Genomic DNA, 17,827 nt, shown 5'->3' with positions numbered 1-17,827 from the left:
ACCTCGAAACCAGTTGCGAATCCGATTCCATCAAAGAATGAAGTTGTCGGCGCCGAACGCGACCAGACCGGTAATGCATACGGAGAAATCCGCCACCAGATCGCCATCCACATCACCGTACAAATAGGTATTGAATGCATCCTGGGTATAGCGCAACTGCGCGCCCACATCCGTGAAGCGATCGCGACCGATGAAGGTGAAGGCCTGATTGCCGTCGATTGCAAAAGAAGCGTCGATTTCGGACAAATCGATGACATCGCCCTCGGCAAGCCGGAAATCGACAATTGTGTCGCGCGCAGTGGCCAGACGGCCCGAATCGGTGACATGGGTAAATGCAAATACATCGGCGCCGATGCCGCCGGTCAATTTATCCGCACCACTTCCACCTTCCAGCCTGTCGCCACCCGCACCACCATTCAGCACATCGTTGCCGCCGCCGCTCCGCAGCCAATTGGCAGCGTCATTTCCGGCAAGAATATTGGCCAAGCCGTTGCCGCTGCCATCGATTGCCGCCGATCCGGTCAACGCGAGATTCTCCGCACTCGTCCCCGCAAGAGAAAAACTCACCGAAGCCTGGACGCTATCCACGCCCGCGTTGCCTGCCTCGATTACCCGGTCGCCGAGATTGTCAACGATATACAAATCGTTGCCGACGCCACCCGTCATCCTGTCTGCACCCGCACCGCCATCGAGCGTATCGTTTCCGGCGCTATCGGTCAGCACATCGTTTCCACCACCCCCTTGCAGCCGGTTGGCCTTGCCGTTTCCGGTCAACGTATTGGCCAATCCGTTGCCGATGCCGTTGATCGCAAGCGTGCCGGTGAGAATGAGATTTTCCACGACGGTATCGACGAGCGAAAAACTCACCGACGATTGAACCGTATCGGTGCCGCCGCCCGCCGATTCGGCAACGTGATCGCCGATGTTGTCCACGATATAAACATCGTTGCCGGTGCCGCCTGCCATGTCATCGGCGCCGGCACCCCCATCCAGCGTATCGTTGCCGCCGCCACCGCTCAATATGTCATTGCCGCCGCCGGCTTGCAGCCGATTGGTGGCGCCATTCCCGGTCAGAATATTGGCAAGACCGTTCCCGCTAGCATTGATTGCCGAATTTCCGGTCAGGGTCAGATTCTCGATATCGGTATCGAGCAATGAAAATGCTATCGACGACTGTACGCCATCGGTGCCGGCACCGGGCAATTCGACAATGCGGTCGCCGATGTTGTCCACGATATAGATGTCGTTGCCGGTCCCGCCCGTCATCTGGTCGGCACCGGTACCGCCATCGAGCGTGTCGTTGCCGGCGCCGGCAGTCAGGCTATCGTTGCCGCGACCGCCTTGAAGTCGATTGGCACCGGCATTCCCGATCAGAAGATTGACAAGATCGTTTCCGCTGGCATTGATGGCCGAGATTCCGGTCAGGGTCAGATTTTCGACATTGGTCCCGACCAGAGAAAAACTCACCGACGACTGGACGCTGTCGTTGCCGGCATTGGCTGCCTCGATTGCACGGTCGCCGCCATTGTCGACGATATACACATCGTTGCCCGTTCCGCCCGACATGCGATCCGCTCCGAGCCCGCCATCCAAAGTGTCGTTGCCGGCGCCGCCTGCAAGCGTGTCATTGCCCTTGCCGCCCAGCAGCCGATTGGCAGCAGCATTGCCGGTCAGACTGTTGGCCAGATCGTTGCCGCTGCCATCGATGGCCGAAGTTCCGGTGAGAAGCAGATTCTCCACCTGGGTATTGGCGAGCGAAAAACTCACCGATGCGCGAACGCTGTCGATTCCGGCATCTGCCAATTCGACAATGCGATCGCCAACGTTGTCGACGAAATACAAATCGTTGCCAGTGCCGCCGGTCATGGTGTCCACACCGGCACCGCCATTCAGGCTGTCGTTTCCGCCAGCGCCGACCAGTTCATTGGCGGCCGAATTGCCGCTCAGCATATTGGCCAGATCGTTGCCGGTGCCGTTGATTGCTGCCGATCCGGTCAGGACAAGATTTTCGATCTGAGTGCCAGCCAACGAAAAGCTTGCGGATGAGCGCACGCTATCGATTCCGTCATCGGCGGCTTCGACAATATGCTCGGCACTGTTGTCGATGAAATAGACATCGTCGCCGCTGCCGCCTTCCAGCGTATCGTCACCGCCATTGCCGATCAGTGAATCGTTGCCGTCCAGACCTAATACCAGCGTGGCACCCGATTCAGCCGCAAGACTGTCATTGCCGGCACCGCCTGAAATCGTCGTGGGCCCGACTTCGCCATTGAATACGACGGTGTATTGCGCAGTCTTCACATCGTCGAGGACATGAATCCGGGTTTCATAAACCGGGCGCAGCGCGGCATTGGCAAAAGTGCGGTCGGTAATCCAGAACTGCCCCGAATCGAGCAGGCTGCCGTCGGCACGCATGACCGACAGGATTTGAATCTGGCCGGCCGCTCCGGCCAGCACGCCGGAAAGATAGCCCCACGCCTGTTCGCGGTCGCCGGCAGAAATGACGACGCTGTGGCCGCCACCGCTGGCGGCAATGCTGCCCACCGATGTGCCGACGGTGGCCACGTCGACGATCTGGCCGCCCGACAGATGCAGCTTGTCCGGCTGGTCGAGCAGATCGGGAAAATCGTTGATGAGGAAATCGGTGCCGCCGTCGCCATTGAAATCGGCACCGTGAATCAATTCATGGACTCTCACATCGGTGATCTGGGAAACCTCGGACATGCCCAGTTCATTCACATGCTCGAAATTGACCGTGTAATCGATGAATTTTCCCTGCAATGAGGCTTCGAGCGACCAGATTGCGGTCCTGGTCTGGCCAGCGGCAATATCGCCGAAATGCGCGGTGAGACCGTTGTTGGCAGCCTGCCCATCGACCTGCGAACCGATGATCGAAAAATCGATCAGCAATCCCTTTTGATTGTCGATGATTTCGGGCTGGGCGCTTTCGATCCGCACATCGGATGCCTTGCCGCGACCGGAATTGGTGACGCGCACGCCCAGCAGAAATGGCTGGCTGTCTTCCACTTCATCGGTAAATGGATCGTCGGCAACGACATTGCGTTCATAGTAATAGTCGAGCTGCAATTCTGCCGAAGGATGGACTTCGATCTGCACCGGCTGAAAATCGATCGCCACGCTGGCGCCGCCGTCCAGATAGGTCATTTTTCCGCCAATGCTGTAGCCGGTATCGCCGAGCGCGGCGGCCAGCCGGCTTGGCAGGAACAGGTATTCGGCATTCAGAGTTTGGCCGGCTGCCAGCCCGGCGGTGCCGTCAAGGCTGGCAATGCCTTGCAGACTGGTATTGGCAGAACCGAAAAGGCTGCTGTCCACCAGATTGCCGCTCTTGTCGAAAATCAGGATTTCAAGTTTGAGATTTTGCAGTGGCGTTTCTCCGGCGGTCAGTTCCAGCGTGCCGAAGAAAGCCTGGCGCTCCATCACGAGATCCTGCTCGATGCGCAGCTTGATGGTGGCGCAGACGCCGGAAACCTGCTTGTCTTCCTCGATCTGGTATTCGACGATGGCCTGGGTCAGATCCTTGACCATTTCATCGTCGGAACGGGCGATTTCCTCGCGAGCTTCTGCCGACAGATTGGCTGAGCCAATGGCGTTTTCAAGCAAGGTCTTGGCAACGTCGATGGCGTAAAAGTCGGGATTGGCCCCTTCCGGCAATTGACTGGCCAGATGAATTCCGTGATCCCAGTAATCGATCGTTCGATTGAAACGCGCGACAAACGCATCGACCAGTGCCGCCGAGATGCCCTTGGGTACTGGAATGACCGAGGCATCTTCGATCTTGACGCCGGCGAGATAGGCTGCGGCGACAAACTTGGCGAAGGTTTCCAGGCCGGCATAATCCGTCGTATCGAACCAGCGGATATCGCCATATAAATTGGCCAGATAAAGACCATAGGCGGATGCACGCGCAACATAATCGTCCGCAAGCATGAAGCCGTCGAAACGGTCGCCGAGTATTTCCTCGGGAGTCGCAGCTGTTCCCGCAGCAGCAAGCGCATTGCCTGTCGCAGAACCGCTTGCAGACCCGGAACCGCATCCGCAATCGGCGTCTTTGCTTGCTGCGTCGGTCATGCCGATGGAATTCGGCATTTGCATGCTGGAATCGCCACGGGCACTGGTGATGGTGTGTCCATAAAGCAGACACTCCGCGAGATCGTTGATGTCATTACCGATCGTCAATACCGAACCCAGCGCCCCGAGAAAGTGCCCACCGACCGTTTTGGCGGTTCCCGCCAGGGTGTGCCCATCTGCCATGTCTTCGAGCAGTGAGCCAGTGATCGATAAACTGGCTTCAGCGGCAGCCTGATTGGCCTGCCCCTCTCCCGGCTTTGAATTGTAGATTTCGTATGCCGCATCCAATAATGCCAATGGAATGGCCAATTGTGGCACCAAGATACTGATTGCAATGATGCCTATGTCCTTCAGCAAATTGACAGTCTTTTCCTGCACACAATCCGACGGTGCCGTCGCAGAATTGGCCGCACCGCAAGGCTTGGTCACGCTTTCTACCGGAATTGGCGAATAGGAGAATCCCGGCAATCCATGGCCCGTTCCCGAACTTGATCCGCCTCCGCCGCCACTGCTGCCTCCCCCGCCTCCACCGCCGCCGCCCGCCGACACAAAGCCCGAGACCGAGTCCGACCAAGCTCCGTTTGAAACCGGAACCACCGGCGTATCGGAGCAGCCGTCGTAAGCAATGCCCGCCACGCGAACCACGGTGCCATTGCAGTTGTATTCGTAAGTCATGTGGCCCGAACATCCGCTGCCATCGGGATCGGGCGTTCCGGGGTCGTCGGGATTTGTCGGATCGCCGAGCGGATCACGACTGATCGTGATCGGAATGGTCATGCTGGTTTTCGCCGGCAAAACCGGAATTGCCTCGATCAATCCGTCGATGGAAAAGCCGGTGGGATCGGGCAGATTCAGATCGACATTCAGCGCCGCAATCAGGCCGTGATTGGTGATCGTGACTTCGATGATCTCGGTTTCACCAGGCGCCAGATTTCCGAAATGCAGGATCGGCGGGTCCATCGTGACGACCGGCACCGGCACGTCGGTCTGAAAGGTGCTGTCGAGCGTGATGTGGGTGCGTTCCTCGACCGTGCCTTCGACCACCGTCCAGTGATAGGTGACGGTCTCGCGCGGGACGAAGGCGCGCAGCTCGGTCCGGCTGCCCTCGGTGATCTGGAACAGGCCGGTGAAGTTGCTGTGGTTGGCCGAGCTGACGCTGAGCACATAGCTGCCCTCGTTGAGCGAGTCGAGCTGGAGCGTGCCGTCCACATTGTCGAAACGCGCGACCTGCTGGCCTGTGACCGCATCGACGATGCGCACCACCGCGTCGCTCACCAGCGGATGTTCGGCGGCGAAGTAGCTGTACTCGTCGGTGATCCGCAGCGACAGCGAGCCGGTTTCGTCCGAGGTCAGGTTCCAGTCGAAATTGGCGGTCGACAGCTGGGCCGCGCCGCTGCCGTCGACATAGCGGACATGGATGTCGCCGGCGTAGGTGCCGAGCGCGGCCGCGTCGTCGGGCGACAGCAGCAGGGTCACGGTGCGGGTTTCGCCGGCATGCAGCACGCCCAGGTTGTCGTCGCCGGCCAGTCGCATCCAGGGCAGGCCGGGCAGTTGCACCACCACGCCGGTCGCATCCTCGCCGCCGGCATTGGTCAGGTTGAAGCTGACGACGGTCTGGTCGCCGCGCAGCACGCCGCGGTCGAGTCCGTCGTCGCTCACGACGAGATGGGCGGCGGCGGGCGCGGTGCTGGCCAGCAGGCTGGCGCTGTCGTGCGCGCCCTGGTCGGTGTCGAGCGTGAGGGTGAGGTTCTGGGTGGCGACCGCGCCGGCCGGCGTGGTGAGCGTGAAGCCGACCGTGGCGCTGGCGCCGGCTGCCAGCGTGTCGGGCAGGTTGTTGAAGGCGATCGTCCAGCCGGCCGGCAGCCCGGCGGTGGCGAGTTCGAGCCCGGTGACCTGGGTGGCGCCGGTGTTGTGGACGACCAGGCTGCCGGCGCCCGGCTGGCCCGAGGCGCCGGTCCATTCGATGTTCGACGCGACGATGTCGATGCCGTGCAGCGCAAAGCCGGCCTCGGGCGCGCTGTCCTCGCCCGGATAGGCCGGGTTGTAGGCGCGCGCGCTGTAGCTGCCGGCCGTGCCGGGCAGGCTGGTGAACTCGATCCGGAACTGGCCCTGGGCGTCGGCAATGGCGGTGATGACCCGGCTGTGCTCGCCGGAGACGATCTCGACCGCGACCGGCACATAGGCGACGCTGTCGAGCGGCGAGCTGGCGACGCAATGGCCGGTCAGCGTCACGACATCGCCGGCGGCATGGCTGTCGATGTGGGAGTCGAGCACGGCCGAATAGACCGCGACCCGTTCGGCGACGAGGTTGTCGCTGCTGTCGCTGGACCGATAGGCGAAGTCGTCGACCACCAGCTCGGCGGTGATGCGAAAGCCGTGCTGGCCAAAGCCGAGATCGGCGAGGCTGGCGCCCGGCACCAGGAAAGCGCCGGACAGCGTGCCTGCGGCGCCGCCGCCGAATTCCGTCAGCGCAATCTCGCGCGTGGCGACGGTGACACCGGCATCGGCCGCGCCGCCGTCGGCCTGCACCAGCCGGACGATCACATGGCCTTCGAGCCCGCTGCGGCCCTGGTAGTCGAGCTCATAGCCGAACACCGACAGGCCGGTGGCCGCAATGCGGCTCGGCGCCTGGGCCGAGGCGACCTCGATGGTGATCGGGCTGCCGGTGACCGTGACCGACACCGTGGCTTCGGAAGTGCGGCCGCTGGCATCGGACACGGCGTAGCTGAAGCTGTCGACGCCGGTCTGCCCGGGCAGCAGTTGCGCGAAGGCGCTGGATGGGTCGTAGACCAGGTTGCCGTTGTTCAGCGTGAGGCTGGCGCCGGCGGCGGTATGGGCCGGGACCGCGACGACGGTGAGCGTGTCGCCCGGGTCGGCGTCATGGTCGTTGGCGGTGAGCGTGCTGCCGGCGATGAGCGTGCTGCCCGCGTTGCCTGCAGTGACGGCGTCGGCGGCGGCCACCGGCGCATCGGGCTGGGGCTGCACGACCAGCGTCACCTGGCCCGAGATGCGTTCGCCGCCGGCATCGGTGGCGGCGTAGACGAAGCTGTCGGTGCCGGTGAAGTCGGCGCGCGGGGTGTAGGTGAACGAGCCGTCGGCAGCGAGCGTCAGCGTGCCGCCATACACGCCGCGCACCACCGAGGCCGCGAGGCCGGCGCCGTCGGGATCGCTGTCGTTGGCCAGCACGCCGGTGGCGGCCGACACCGTGAGCGCACCGTCCTCGTCGAGCCGGTAGCTGTCGGGCACGGCGACCGGATAGGCGGCGCCCTGGGCCAGCGGAATGACGCTGCCGTCCTCGAAGACGATGCGTTCGATGCGCCGGCCGAGGCTGGCGCCGTCGGCGTCGGTCGGTGCGTAGATGTCGAAATGGCTTGAGCTGCCGTCGGCCGCCCGCAGCGCAAGACGGGTGTAGCTCGCGCCATAGGGGCTGGCGATGAAGCTCAGGTCGGCGGCGCTGGCGCCCAATATCAGCAGCGTGTCGATGCCGGCACCGATGTCTTCGCGGATCAGTTCCTGGCCGGTGGTTGCACCGTCGCCGGCGCGCAGGATGTAGGTGTCGTTGCCGGCGTTGCCGTAGAGCGTGTCGGTGCCGGCGCCGCCTTCGAGGGTGTCGTCGCCGGCGTTGCCGTAGAGCGTGTCGTTGCCGGCGGCGCCGGTCAGCACGTCATCGGTCGCCGCGCCGGTGAGGGCTTCGGCGCCGGCGGTGCCGGTGAGCGTCAGGCTCTGGCTCAGGTCCCAGATGGTGCCGTCGTCGAAGACGACCCGCTCGATGCGCTGGCCGAGGCTGTTGCCGTCGGCGGTTGCCGGGGCGTAAAGCTCGACGAAGGAGTCGGTGCCGTCCGCCGCGCGCAGCGCCAGACGGACAAAGTTCGAGTTGTAGGCGCCGGTGGTGAAGCGCACATCGGCCGGCGTGACACCGACGATGCGCAGCGTGTCGCTGCCTTCACCGAGGTCTTCGCGCAGCTGCTCGTAGGAACCGACCGCGCTGCCGTCGCCGGCGCGCAGCACGTAGGTGTCGTCGCCCGCGTTGCCGTAGAGCGTGTCGGCGCCGGTACCACCGTCCAGCGTGTCGTTGCCAGCGTTGCCGTAGAGCGTGTCAGCTCCGCTGCCGCCGGTCAGCATGTCGTTGCCGCCATAGCCGGTCAGCGCGTCGTTGCCGGCGTCACCGGCCAGCACATCGGCGGTCGCCGCCCCGGCGAGGTTGTCGCTTCCGGCGGTGCCGGTGAGCGTCAGGCTCTGGCTCAGGTCCCAGGTCGTGCCGTCGTCGAAGACAACCCGCTCGATGCGCTGGCCAAGGCTGCTGCCGTCGGCGGTGGTCGGGGCATAAATCTCCACGAAGGAGTCGGTCCCGTCCGCCGCGCGCAGCGCCAGCCGGACGTAGTAGAGGCTGTAGGGACTGGTGGTGAAGCGCACATCGGCCGGCGCAAGACCGACGATGCGCAGCGTGTCGCTGCCTTCGCCGAGGTCTTCGCGCAGCAGCTCGTAGGAGCCGACCGTGCTGCCGTCGCCGACGCGCAGCACATAGCTGTCGTCGCCCGCGTTGCCGTAGAGCGTGTCGGCGCCGGTGCCACCGTCGAGCGTGTCGTTGCCGGCGCCGCCGGTGAGGTTGTCCGTGCCCGCGCCGCCGGTCAGCGTGTCGTTGCCGCCGTAGCCGGTCAGTGCGTCGTTGCCGGCGTCGCCGGCCAGCACATCGGCGGTCGCCGCGCCGGTGAGGTTGTCGCTGCCGGCGGTGCCGGTGAGCGTCAGGCTCTGGCTCAGATCCCAGGTCGTGCCGTCGTCAAAGACGACCCGCTCGATGCGCTGGCCAAGGCTGCTGCCGTCGGCGGTGGGCGGGGCGTAGAGGTCGACGAAGGAGTCGGTCCCGTCCGCCGCGCGCAGCGCCAGACGGACGTAGTTGGAGCTGTAGGGACTGGTCGTGAAGCGCACGTCGGCCGGCGTGAGGCCGACGATGCGCAGCGTGTCGGTACCTTCGCCAAGCTCTTCGCGCAGCAGTTCGTAGGAGTCGACCGTGCTGCCGTCGCCGGCGCGCAGCACATAGCTGTCGTCGCCCGCGTTGCCGTAGAGCGTGTCGGCACCGGCGCCGCCTTCAAGGGTGTCGTCGCCGGCGTTGCCGGTCAGCGCGTCATTTCCATCGCCGCCAGCCAGTACGTCAGCGGTCGCCGCGCCCATCAAGGGCTCCCCTGCGGCGGTGCCAGTGAGGGTCAGCCTCTGGCTCAGGTCCCAGGTCGTGCCGTCGTCGAAGACAACCCGCTCGATGCGCTGGCCGAGGCTGTTGCCGTCGGCGGTGGTCGGGGCATAAATCTCGACGAAGGAGTCGGTCCCGTCCGCCGCGCGCAGCGCCAGCCGGACGTAGTAGAGGCTGTAGGGACTGGTGGTGAAGCGCACATCGGCCGGCGCAAGACCGACGATGCGCAGCGTGTCGCTGCCTTCGCCGAGGTCTTCGCGCAGCAGCTCGTAGGAGCCGACCGTGCTGCCGTCGCCGACGCGCAGCACATAGATGTCGTCGCCCGCGTTGCCGTAGAGCGTGTCGGCGCCGGTGCCACCGTCCAGCGTGTCGTTGCCGACGCCGCCGGTGAGGTTGTCCGCGCCCGCACCGCCGGTCAGCGTGTCGTTGCCGCCGTAGCCGGTCAGCGCATCGTTGCCGGCATCGCCTGCCAACACATCTGCATTGGCTGCCCCAGCGAGGTTGTCACCGCCGGCCGTACCGGTGAGGGTCAGGCTCTGGCTCAGGTCCCAGATGGTGCCGTCGTCAAAGACGAGCCGCTCGATGCGCTGGCCAAGGCTGCTGCCGTCGGCGGTGGTCGGGGCATAAATCTCCACGAAGGAGTCGGTCCCGTCCGCCGCGCGCAGCGCCAGCCGGACGTGGTAGAGGCTGTAAGGACTGGTGGTGAAGCGCACATCGGCCGGCGCAAGACCGACGATGCGCAGCGTGTCGCTGCCTTCGCCGAGGTCTTCGCGCAGCAGCTCGTAGGAGCCGACCGCGCTGCCGTCGCCGGCGCGCAGCACGTAGGTGTCGTCGCCCAATCCGCCGTAAAGCGTGTCCGCGCCCGCGCCACCCTCCAGCGTGTCGTTCCCCTCGCTCCCCGTCAGCACATCGTTGCCGCCCTCGCCCGCCAGCCGATTGGCGCCGCCATTCCCGGTCAGCGCATCGCCGAAGGCCGAGCCGGTCAGGGCGTCGATGGCGAGCAGCAGATCGGTGCCCGAGCCGCCGGTCGATTGCGCGGTGCTGCGCGAGAGGTCCACGCTCACACCCGCCGGCGCGCCCGCATAGCTCACCGCATCGTCGTCGGCCGTCGTTCCAGTGAAGCTGTCGTTTCCAGTGGTTGCGACGAACAGGGCCATGACGGGTGCTCCGAGAGTGCAGGTTGCGGGACCAAGGGTTTTGGAGAACTCAAGAAATCGGGCCGCATGCTGCACGACGAGGGCAGTCCGATCCTCGCGTCGAGATGAAACCGGCCGCCCCTCGCCCTCGACAGCGCAGACCCGCTCACGCCTGCCCAACCCGCCGCAACACCTGCTGCAATCCCCGCACCTCAACCGCCCCGCCTGCCCCATTCCCGCCCAAGCGCCGCCCATCCGCCGGGCCCGGAACTTGATTCATCCGCAGCCCGCCCGCTCCAGGCGCGGCAACCGGCGCGCAGCACGCGCCACCCCGCCGCACCGCCTCCCTCCGCAGATGCCCGTCTTCCCCACCTCCACCTTGCACAGGCTTGCAACCCTCCTGCTCGCCGCCGCCGGCCTCGCGTTCGTCGCCGGCGCCTTCACCCCAGCCGCCCGCGCCGCCGACCTGCCGCGCGCCGCCCAGGTGCCGGTCGAGACCTATGCCGCCCTGCCCGTCGCCGCCGGCGGCCGGCTCGCGCCCGACGGCCGGCGCTTCGCCGCCATCACCGGCGCCGACGGCCGGCGCGCCTTCGCGATCTGGGACCTCGACGGCCAGGAGCCGCCGCGCATCATCCCCACCGGCGTCGGCGAGCCGGCCTGGGTCGAGTGGAAGACGCCGACCCTGCTGATCGCCTCGGTGCGCGTGGTCACGCAGCGCGGCCCGCTCATGCGCACCGCCGACACCCGGCTGGTCGCCATCGATGCGGCCAGCGGCGCGGTGCGCGAGCTGGTCCATTCCGACCGCGGCGACTGGGAGCCGCAGTTCCAGGACCGCGTGCTCAGCTTCCTGCCCGACGATCCCGACCATCTGCTGCTCGAACTGCCGACCATCGAGCGCAGTTCGCGCGCCGCGCTGTCGGGCGCCACGATCCAGCAGCGCATCGAGCATCCCGAAGCCGTGCTGGTCGACGTGCGCGACGGCAGCACCCGCACGGTCCAGCGCAGCCACGGCCTCATCAACCACTGGATCGCGGCGCGCGACGGCAGCATCCGGCTCGGCTGGGCCTATCAGCGCGGCCGCAGCGTCAGCCTGCTGACGCGCGCCGGCCCCGATGCGCTCTGGGAAACCGTCGAGACGCTGCCGCTGAATGCCGGCCAGAACTTCGAGCCGCTGGCCTTCATCGACGGCGCGCCCGACCGCATCCATGTGCTGACCAACCGCGACAGCGGCCGCGACGCCATCGTCGAATACGACCTCGCCGCGCATCGCGTGCTGCGCACCGTGGCCGCGGACCGCGAGGACGATGTGCGACCGCTGCTGCGCGCCGGCCGGCTGGTCGGCGCCGAAGGCAGCGGCGCCACGCTCTGGCTCGACGCGGCCTGGGCCGCCGACGCCCGGCTGCTCGATGGCGCGTTGCGCGGCAGCCGCCATTCCATCGTCGACCGCAGCACCACCGGCCAGCGCACGCTAGTGGCGGATCGGCGCGGCAACCAGCCGCTCGGCTACTGGCTGCTGTCGCGCGAGGACGGCAAGCCGGTGCTCGATCCGGTGGTCGAGACCCAGCCCGGCCTTGCGCCCGAGCGCATCGCGCCGACGCTGGTGCTCGACTATCCGGCGCGCGACGGGCTGACGATTCCGGCGCTGATCACGCTGCCGGTCGGCCGTCAGGTCGGCGACGGGCCGATTCCCTTCGTGGTGCTGCCGCACGGCGGCCCGTCGGCGCATGACGTGCCGGGCTTCGACTACTGGGTGCAGTTCCTGGCCAGTCGCGGCTATGGCGTGCTGCAACCGCAGTTCCGCGGCTCGACCGGCTATGGCCGCGACTTTCTGGTGGCCGGCTATCGCCAATGGGGGCTGGCGATGCAGGACGACCTGACCGATGGCACGCGCTGGCTCATCGAGCAGAAGCTGGCCGATCCGGCGCGCATCGCCATCGTCGGCGGCAGCTATGGCGGCTATGCGGCGCTGATGGGCGCGGTGAAGGAGCCGGCGCTCTACCGCTGCGCCGTCGCCATCGCGCCGGTCACCGATCTGCGCCAGCTGCTCGACGACCAGGCCGATTACGTGTTCGGCGACCTCAACCTGCCGCAGATCGGCGACCGGCGCGCGCTCGACCCGACCTCGCCGGTGCGGCAGGCGGCGCGCATCCAGGTGCCGGTGCTGCTATTGCACGGCAAGCAGGACACGGTGGTGCCGGTGCGCCATGCCGAGGCGATGAACGCCGCGCTGGAACGCGCGCAAAAGCCGGTGCAGACGCTGCTGCTCGACGGCGCCGATCACTTCTTTCAGCGCGAGGCCGACCGGCGGGTGCTGCTCACCGCGATCGAGGGTTTTCTGGCGGCCAATCTGCGCTGAGGCGGCGGCCTCACAGCGGGCGGCCATATGCATGGACGAAAGCATGCGTTCGCCGGCCCGGGGCCGCTGCCGACAATCCACGCCCCATCCACGCCCGCGCCGAACATGCACTCAGCCATCCTGGTCGACCTCGACGACACCCTGCTCGACGACCGGCGCGCCCAGCGCCTTGCATTGCAGGCGCTGCGGGCCGACCGGCCGCGCACACCGCGCCGGCCCGACCGGGTGCCCGGCCCGACCGATGCGCAGTTCGCGCGCTATCTCGCGGCCTATGAGCGCCACTGGGCGCTGCTGCCGGGCGCGGCCGAATTCCTCGCGCGCACCCGCAGCGTGCCCAAGGCCGTCCTGTCCAACGGCGAGCGCGGCCTGGTGCTGCGCAAGCTGCGCGCGCTCGGGCTGGAGCGGCATTTCGTGGCGGTGGTCACGCCCGAGAGCGCCGGCTGCGCCAAGCCGGCGCCGGGCTTCTTTCTGCATGCGCTGGCGCGGCTGGGCAGCTCGCCGCGCCGCACGCTGATGGTCGGCGACAGCCCGGAGCAGGACATCGCGCCGGCGCGCGCGCTCGGCCTGCCGACCTTCCTGGTCGATGCCCGGCTGCCGGCCGGCCAGCTGAGCCAGGCCTGGCCGCCGGCGGTGCTGCGGCTGCCGTTGCAAGCCTTTGCCTGCTGACCGACCCGGCGGCCGGATCCCGGAAGCGATGCGAGGTCCGGTCGCCATCGTCAAGCCGCGCAAAGCTGCCCGGCGCCGACACCAAGACCCGCGACGGCTACCTCATGGCGCCGAGGCCCGCGCCGAACTCTCGGGCGACGTGCCCGCCGCTGCGGACGAATCCAGCGACGCCAGGATTTCGTCGCGACAGGCGGCCAGGATTTCGTCGGCCAGCGGTGAATCGTCCGGGCAGGCCCGGGACATGACGATGGCACCAACCGCATGCGCCATCAGGTCGAGGTACCTGGCTCGCGTCCTGGCCGGATCGGCATCGCCCGACGACAGGTCTTCACGGCTCAGCACGGCCAGCAGGCTCTCGATCCCGGCTGCAAACGCGGCCCGGACCGATTCCGGTTGACGTACCGCATCGCCGCTGAGTGCCGCCATCGTGCAGCCGGTCGCGCGGGTGTCGCGGTGTTCCCGCGACAGGTAGGCCCGCACGAAGTCCGACAGGTCGGCACCGGCGGTCAGCGCCGCTGTCCGTGCCATGCCGCAGGCCGCCGATTCCGCCATCAGGTCGGCCTTGGAGCGGAAGTGCTTGTAGAAACCGCCGTGAGTGAAGCCGGCGGCCGCCATCAGATCGGCAACGCCGACGCCGTCATATCCGCGCTCACGAAACAGCCGGGACGCCGTTTCGACAACGTGCGCCCGGTTGGCCTGCGCCTGCGCCTGGGTCACCTTCATTGATCGACCACCTGAGTTGATGCCTGCATGAAGGCCCGACTATACATTCATGACGATCATCATCAAAAGCTTGACTTTTTAGATTATGATCGTAATCATTGCTTCCGTTCCAACGCCACGTCCCGACCGAAGCCACCAGCAACCTGCAAAGAGAGAAACCATGAGCACCCAGCCCACCGTCCTCATCACCGGCGCCTCCAGCGGCATCGGCGCCACCTATGCCGAGCGCTTCGCCCGCCGGGGTCACGACCTGGTACTGGTCGCGCGCGACAAGGCACGACTGGATGCACTGGCAACGCGCCTGCGCGATGAAGCCAAGGTCGCCGTCGATGTGCTGCAAGCCGATCTCACCGAGCCGGCCGACCTCGCGGCCGTCGAGGCACGCCTGCGCGACGACGCCCGCATCGGCATCCTGATCAACAACGCCGGCATCGCGCAGTCGGGCGGGTTCCTGCAGCAGTCCGCGCCGGGCATCGACCAGTTGCTCAGCCTCAACGTCACGGCGCTCACCCGGTTGGCCGCCGCCGTGGCGCCCCGCTTCGCGCAATCCGGCAGCGGTGCAATCGTCAACGTCGGCTCGGTGGTGGGCTTCGCGCCCGAGTTCGGCATGTCGATCTACGGCGCCACCAAGGCCTTCGTGCTGTTCCTGTCCCAGGGCCTGAACCTGGAACTGGCGCCCAAGGGCGTCCATGTGCAGGCCGTGCTGCCGGCGGCGACCCGCACGGAGATCTGGGGCCGCGCCGGCATCGACGTCAACACGCTCTCTGAGGTGATGGAGGTCGGCGAGCTGGTCGATGCGGCCCTGGTCGGCTTCGACCGCCGCGAGCTGGTCACGATCCCGCCGCTGCATGTGGCGGAGCGCTGGGATGCCCTGGACCAGACGCGTCAGGCGCTGCTCGCCGACATCCGGCAAGCCCACGCGGCCGAGCGCTATCGGGCGCAGTCCTGAACGCGCCGGATTTCCGAGCCCGCTCATTCAAGGACAACCCGATCGATGTCTCACACGCATCTGACCGCGCCGACCCGGTTCGTGGAGGTCGATGGCGCTCGATTCGCCTACCGCCGCTGGGGCAATACCGGCACCTCGCAACCGCCCCTGCTGTTCCTGCAGCACTTTCGCGGCGGCATGGACCACTGGGACCCGCTGATGACGGACGGTCTGGCCGCAGACCGCGAAGTCATCCTCTTCAACGGCCGTGGCGTCGCGTCTTCCGGCGGTACGCCCCGCACCCGCATCGAGGACATGGCAGATGACGCGGCGGCAGCCGTGCGTGCACTGGGCTTGGCGCAGATCGACGCCCTGGGCTTTTCGCTCGGCGGCTTCCAGGCACTGGACCTGACATGGCGCCATCCCGGGCTGGTGCGCAAGCTGATGCTGCTGGGCACCGGCCCGCGCGGCGGCAATCCCGACATGGAACCGCAAGTGCTGACCACGGCGCCACGGCCCGTTCCGGTCTTCGAGGACTTCCGGTACCTGTTCTTCGGTCGGTCGGCGCAAGCCGAGCAGGCAGCGCGCGAATTCTGGCAACGCCGTCATCGGCGCATCGACCAGGACCCGCCCTCGTCGCCGGAGGTCGCCAACGCGCAGATCGAAGCCAACATGTTCTATCTGCCCAGGCTGTCGGAGGACGATCCCTTTGCCTACCTGCGCGGCATCCGGCAGCCCACCTTCATTCTCAACGGCGTGAACGACGTGATGATCCCGACCGTCAACTCGTTCTACATGGCCCGCAACCTGCCGAACGCCCAGTTGTTCCTCTACCCGGATTGCGGTCACGCCGCGCAGTTCCAGTGCCCGCAGCGCTTCCTGCATCACGTCACGCACTTTCTTGGCGAGTGACGGCCACACGGCAGTCATCGCTCCCGCAATTCCCCGATCCAGAGACCCTTGCGATGCTCAAGTTCAAGTTGCTGCTGTGGGCATTCGCCCGACTCCTTCAACGGCAGATCACGCACAACCCCGACTGCGCGCGCTATGTCGAGGGAAAGATTCTGGTGTTCCAGATCCGCACGGTGTCCGGCGCCGGTCGCCATTACGTCATCCGCGACGGCGCGATCCGTTCGTTTGCCGGACTGACGGCGCATCCCGAGTTCACCCTGAGCTTCAGCAATGCCGCGAAAGGATTCGCAATCCTGACCGCCGGGGAAAGCCAGGCCGCTTTCCTGAGGGGACTCGGCAACAAGGAACTGACGATCAGCGGCAATTTCCAGGAAGTGATGTGGTTTCAGGGCCTGACGGCATTCCTGCAACCGCCCAAGGTCGTCGCGCCCTGCGACCGAATTGCTTTGTGAGATATCGCCGTCGCCATCGGCGGCTTGCACGCGGTGACTGACCTGAATGTCGCCCCGGAGGGAATCGAGAACAACATGAAAGCACTCACCTTGAGACGTTATGGCAAATCGCCCGATATCGGATTTGCCGATGTTCCCCTCCCCGCGATAAAGCCCAATGAATTGCTGGTCCGGGTCCACGCGGCGGGACTCAATCCGATCGACAACATGATTCCCAAGGGAACATTCAAGCCGATCCTCAAATTCCGGTTGCCGGCCACGCTCGGCAGCGATATTGCCGGCGTGGTGACCGAGGTCGGCAGCCGTGTCACGCGTTTCAAGCCGGGCGACGCAATCTTTGCCAGCCTTTTCGATCTGGATCGGGGTTCACTGGCGGAATTCGCGGCGGTGCCGGAAAGCGTCGCCGCGCTCAAGCCGGCCAATCTCGACTTCGTGCAGGCGGCATCCATTCCGATGGTCGGGCTGACCTCATGGCAAGCCCTGAAGAACCGGGCCGATATCCGCGCCGGTCAGAAAGTCTTCATTCCCGCCGGTGCCGGCGGCATCGGCACATTTGCGATCCAGCTGGCAAGGCACTTTGGAGCCCGGGTGGGGACGACCACCAGCACGGACAATGTCCCGCTGGTAACCCGGCTGGGCGCGGACGAAGTCGTCGATTACCGAAAGCAGGAATTCGAGCAGGTGCTGCGGGGTTATGACGTGGTGCTGGGCACGCTGCGGGGCGACGTGGTCGAGAAATCCATCGATATCCTCAAACCCGGAGGCAAGATCGTTTCTCTCGTCGGTCCACTGGATGCTGCATTTGCCCGCCTGCGGCGATTGAACGTCTTTCTTGCTTTCGTGTTCGGCATGATGAGCCGGAAAATCATGCGCCTCGCAGAGAAACGGGAAGTCAACTACTCGTTCCTGTTCGTGCATCCCGATGGCGACCAGCTCGCCGAAATCGGCAAACTCCTCGAATCGGAATGCATTCGACCGGTGATCGACAAGGTGTTTCCGTTCGAGAAAGCCAAGGAAGCACTCGAATACCTGGATCAGGGACGCGCCAAAGGCAAGGTCGTGGTGCAGGTCAGGGAATAACCGCAGCCCCTATTTATTCGATATGTCCAGCCATTGGGATTGCTTCAATCCCAATGGCGCTTGCGCGAATTGCCGCAGCCTGGCGCGAAATGGTCGAGGTTGCACGCCGCAAATGCATCAGCGCCGCCCGGCAGGCCGGCAGCCACTGCGGCCGGCGCGCCACAGGCACCCGGCACGGCCCGCCCGCCGGCGTCCGCGTCAAGCATCCGGATCATGTCCGGCCGCTCATAAAATGCGCTGATTGCATCTTTGCATTTGCAAATCATCTATAACGCGCATGTAAAGCCCATCCCAGAATGC

General features: G+C 65.9%; 8 protein-coding genes. 6 read left to right on the top strand and 2 right to left on the bottom strand.

The window, feature by feature from the left end; genetic code table 11:
• Positions 1 to 30: 30 nt before the first annotated feature.
• Positions 31 to 10,431: an Ig-like domain-containing protein gene (locus B9P64_RS09720; protein WP_085316048.1), complete on the bottom strand. Its 10,401-nt coding sequence runs from the start codon at positions 10,429 to 10,431 to the stop codon at positions 31 to 33.
• 334 nt (positions 10,432 to 10,765) lie between these two features.
• On the opposite strand from B9P64_RS09720, the gene B9P64_RS09715 reads away from it, so the two are divergent.
• Both B9P64_RS09715 and B9P64_RS09710 read left to right on the top strand, forming a co-directional pair.
• Complete coding sequence (locus B9P64_RS09715) at positions 10,766 to 12,766, top strand: alpha/beta hydrolase family protein (RefSeq protein WP_139826240.1); 2,001 nt, start codon at positions 10,766 to 10,768, stop codon at positions 12,764 to 12,766.
• Between the two features lie 105 nt (positions 12,767 to 12,871).
• Positions 12,872 to 13,432, top strand: a complete 561-nt coding sequence (locus B9P64_RS09710) for an HAD family hydrolase (RefSeq protein WP_176256787.1) — start codon at positions 12,872 to 12,874, stop codon at positions 13,430 to 13,432.
• Positions 13,433 to 13,534: 102 nt separating this feature from the next.
• Here the strand turns inward: B9P64_RS09710 and B9P64_RS09705 are convergent, their stop codons facing one another.
• The gene (locus B9P64_RS09705; protein ID WP_085316045.1) at positions 13,535 to 14,155 is read right to left on the bottom strand and encodes a TetR/AcrR family transcriptional regulator; all 621 of its coding nucleotides are present in this window, start codon (positions 14,153 to 14,155) and stop codon (positions 13,535 to 13,537) included.
• A 160-nt stretch (positions 14,156 to 14,315) separates the two neighbouring features.
• On the opposite strand from B9P64_RS09705, the gene B9P64_RS09700 reads away from it, so the two are divergent.
• From B9P64_RS09700 to B9P64_RS09685, 4 genes are all read left to right on the top strand, one after another.
• Positions 14,316 to 15,104 carry an SDR family NAD(P)-dependent oxidoreductase gene (locus B9P64_RS09700; protein ID WP_085316044.1) on the top strand — a complete coding sequence of 263 codons (789 nt, stop codon included), beginning with the start codon at positions 14,316 to 14,318 and terminating at the stop codon, positions 15,102 to 15,104.
• A gap of 45 nt (positions 15,105 to 15,149) precedes the next feature.
• Entirely contained in the window at positions 15,150 to 15,995 is an 846-nt protein-coding gene (locus tag B9P64_RS09695) for an alpha/beta fold hydrolase (protein ID WP_085316043.1), read from the top strand.
• A 53-nt stretch (positions 15,996 to 16,048) separates the two neighbouring features.
• Positions 16,049 to 16,447: a helicase gene (locus B9P64_RS09690; RefSeq protein ID WP_085316042.1), complete on the top strand. Its 399-nt coding sequence runs from the start codon at positions 16,049 to 16,051 to the stop codon at positions 16,445 to 16,447.
• A 75-nt stretch (positions 16,448 to 16,522) separates the two neighbouring features.
• Positions 16,523 to 17,527, top strand: a complete 1,005-nt coding sequence (locus B9P64_RS09685) for an NADP-dependent oxidoreductase (RefSeq protein ID WP_085316041.1) — start codon at positions 16,523 to 16,525, stop codon at positions 17,525 to 17,527.
• The last annotated feature ends 300 nt before the right edge of the window (positions 17,528 to 17,827 follow it).

Origin of the sequence: Derxia lacustris (assembly GCF_002105195.1) — a bacterium.
Taxonomy (GTDB): domain Bacteria; phylum Pseudomonadota; class Gammaproteobacteria; order Burkholderiales; family Burkholderiaceae_E; genus Derxia; species Derxia lacustris.
Note: the sequence above shows the minus strand (reverse complement) of the source record. Positions and strands in the feature narration are given on the sequence as shown.

Excerpts from the sequence above, each read along its gene's own strand:
- B9P64_RS09700 (WP_085316044.1), top strand. The coding sequence starts at position 14,316 with ATGAGCACCCAGCCCACCGTCCTCATCACCGGCGCCTCCAGCGGCATC.
- B9P64_RS09720 (WP_085316048.1), bottom strand. The coding sequence starts at position 10,431 with ATGGCCCTGTTCGTCGCAACCACTGGAAACGACAGCTTCACTGGAACG.
- B9P64_RS09715 (WP_139826240.1), top strand. The coding sequence starts at position 10,766 with ATGCCCGTCTTCCCCACCTCCACCTTGCACAGGCTTGCAACCCTCCTG.
- B9P64_RS09705 (WP_085316045.1), bottom strand. The coding sequence starts at position 14,155 with ATGAAGGTGACCCAGGCGCAGGCGCAGGCCAACCGGGCGCACGTTGTC.
- B9P64_RS09690 (WP_085316042.1), top strand. The coding sequence starts at position 16,049 with ATGCTCAAGTTCAAGTTGCTGCTGTGGGCATTCGCCCGACTCCTTCAA.
- B9P64_RS09685 (WP_085316041.1), top strand. The coding sequence starts at position 16,523 with ATGAAAGCACTCACCTTGAGACGTTATGGCAAATCGCCCGATATCGGA.
- B9P64_RS09710 (WP_176256787.1), top strand. The coding sequence starts at position 12,872 with ATGCACTCAGCCATCCTGGTCGACCTCGACGACACCCTGCTCGACGAC.
- B9P64_RS09695 (WP_085316043.1), top strand. The coding sequence starts at position 15,150 with ATGTCTCACACGCATCTGACCGCGCCGACCCGGTTCGTGGAGGTCGAT.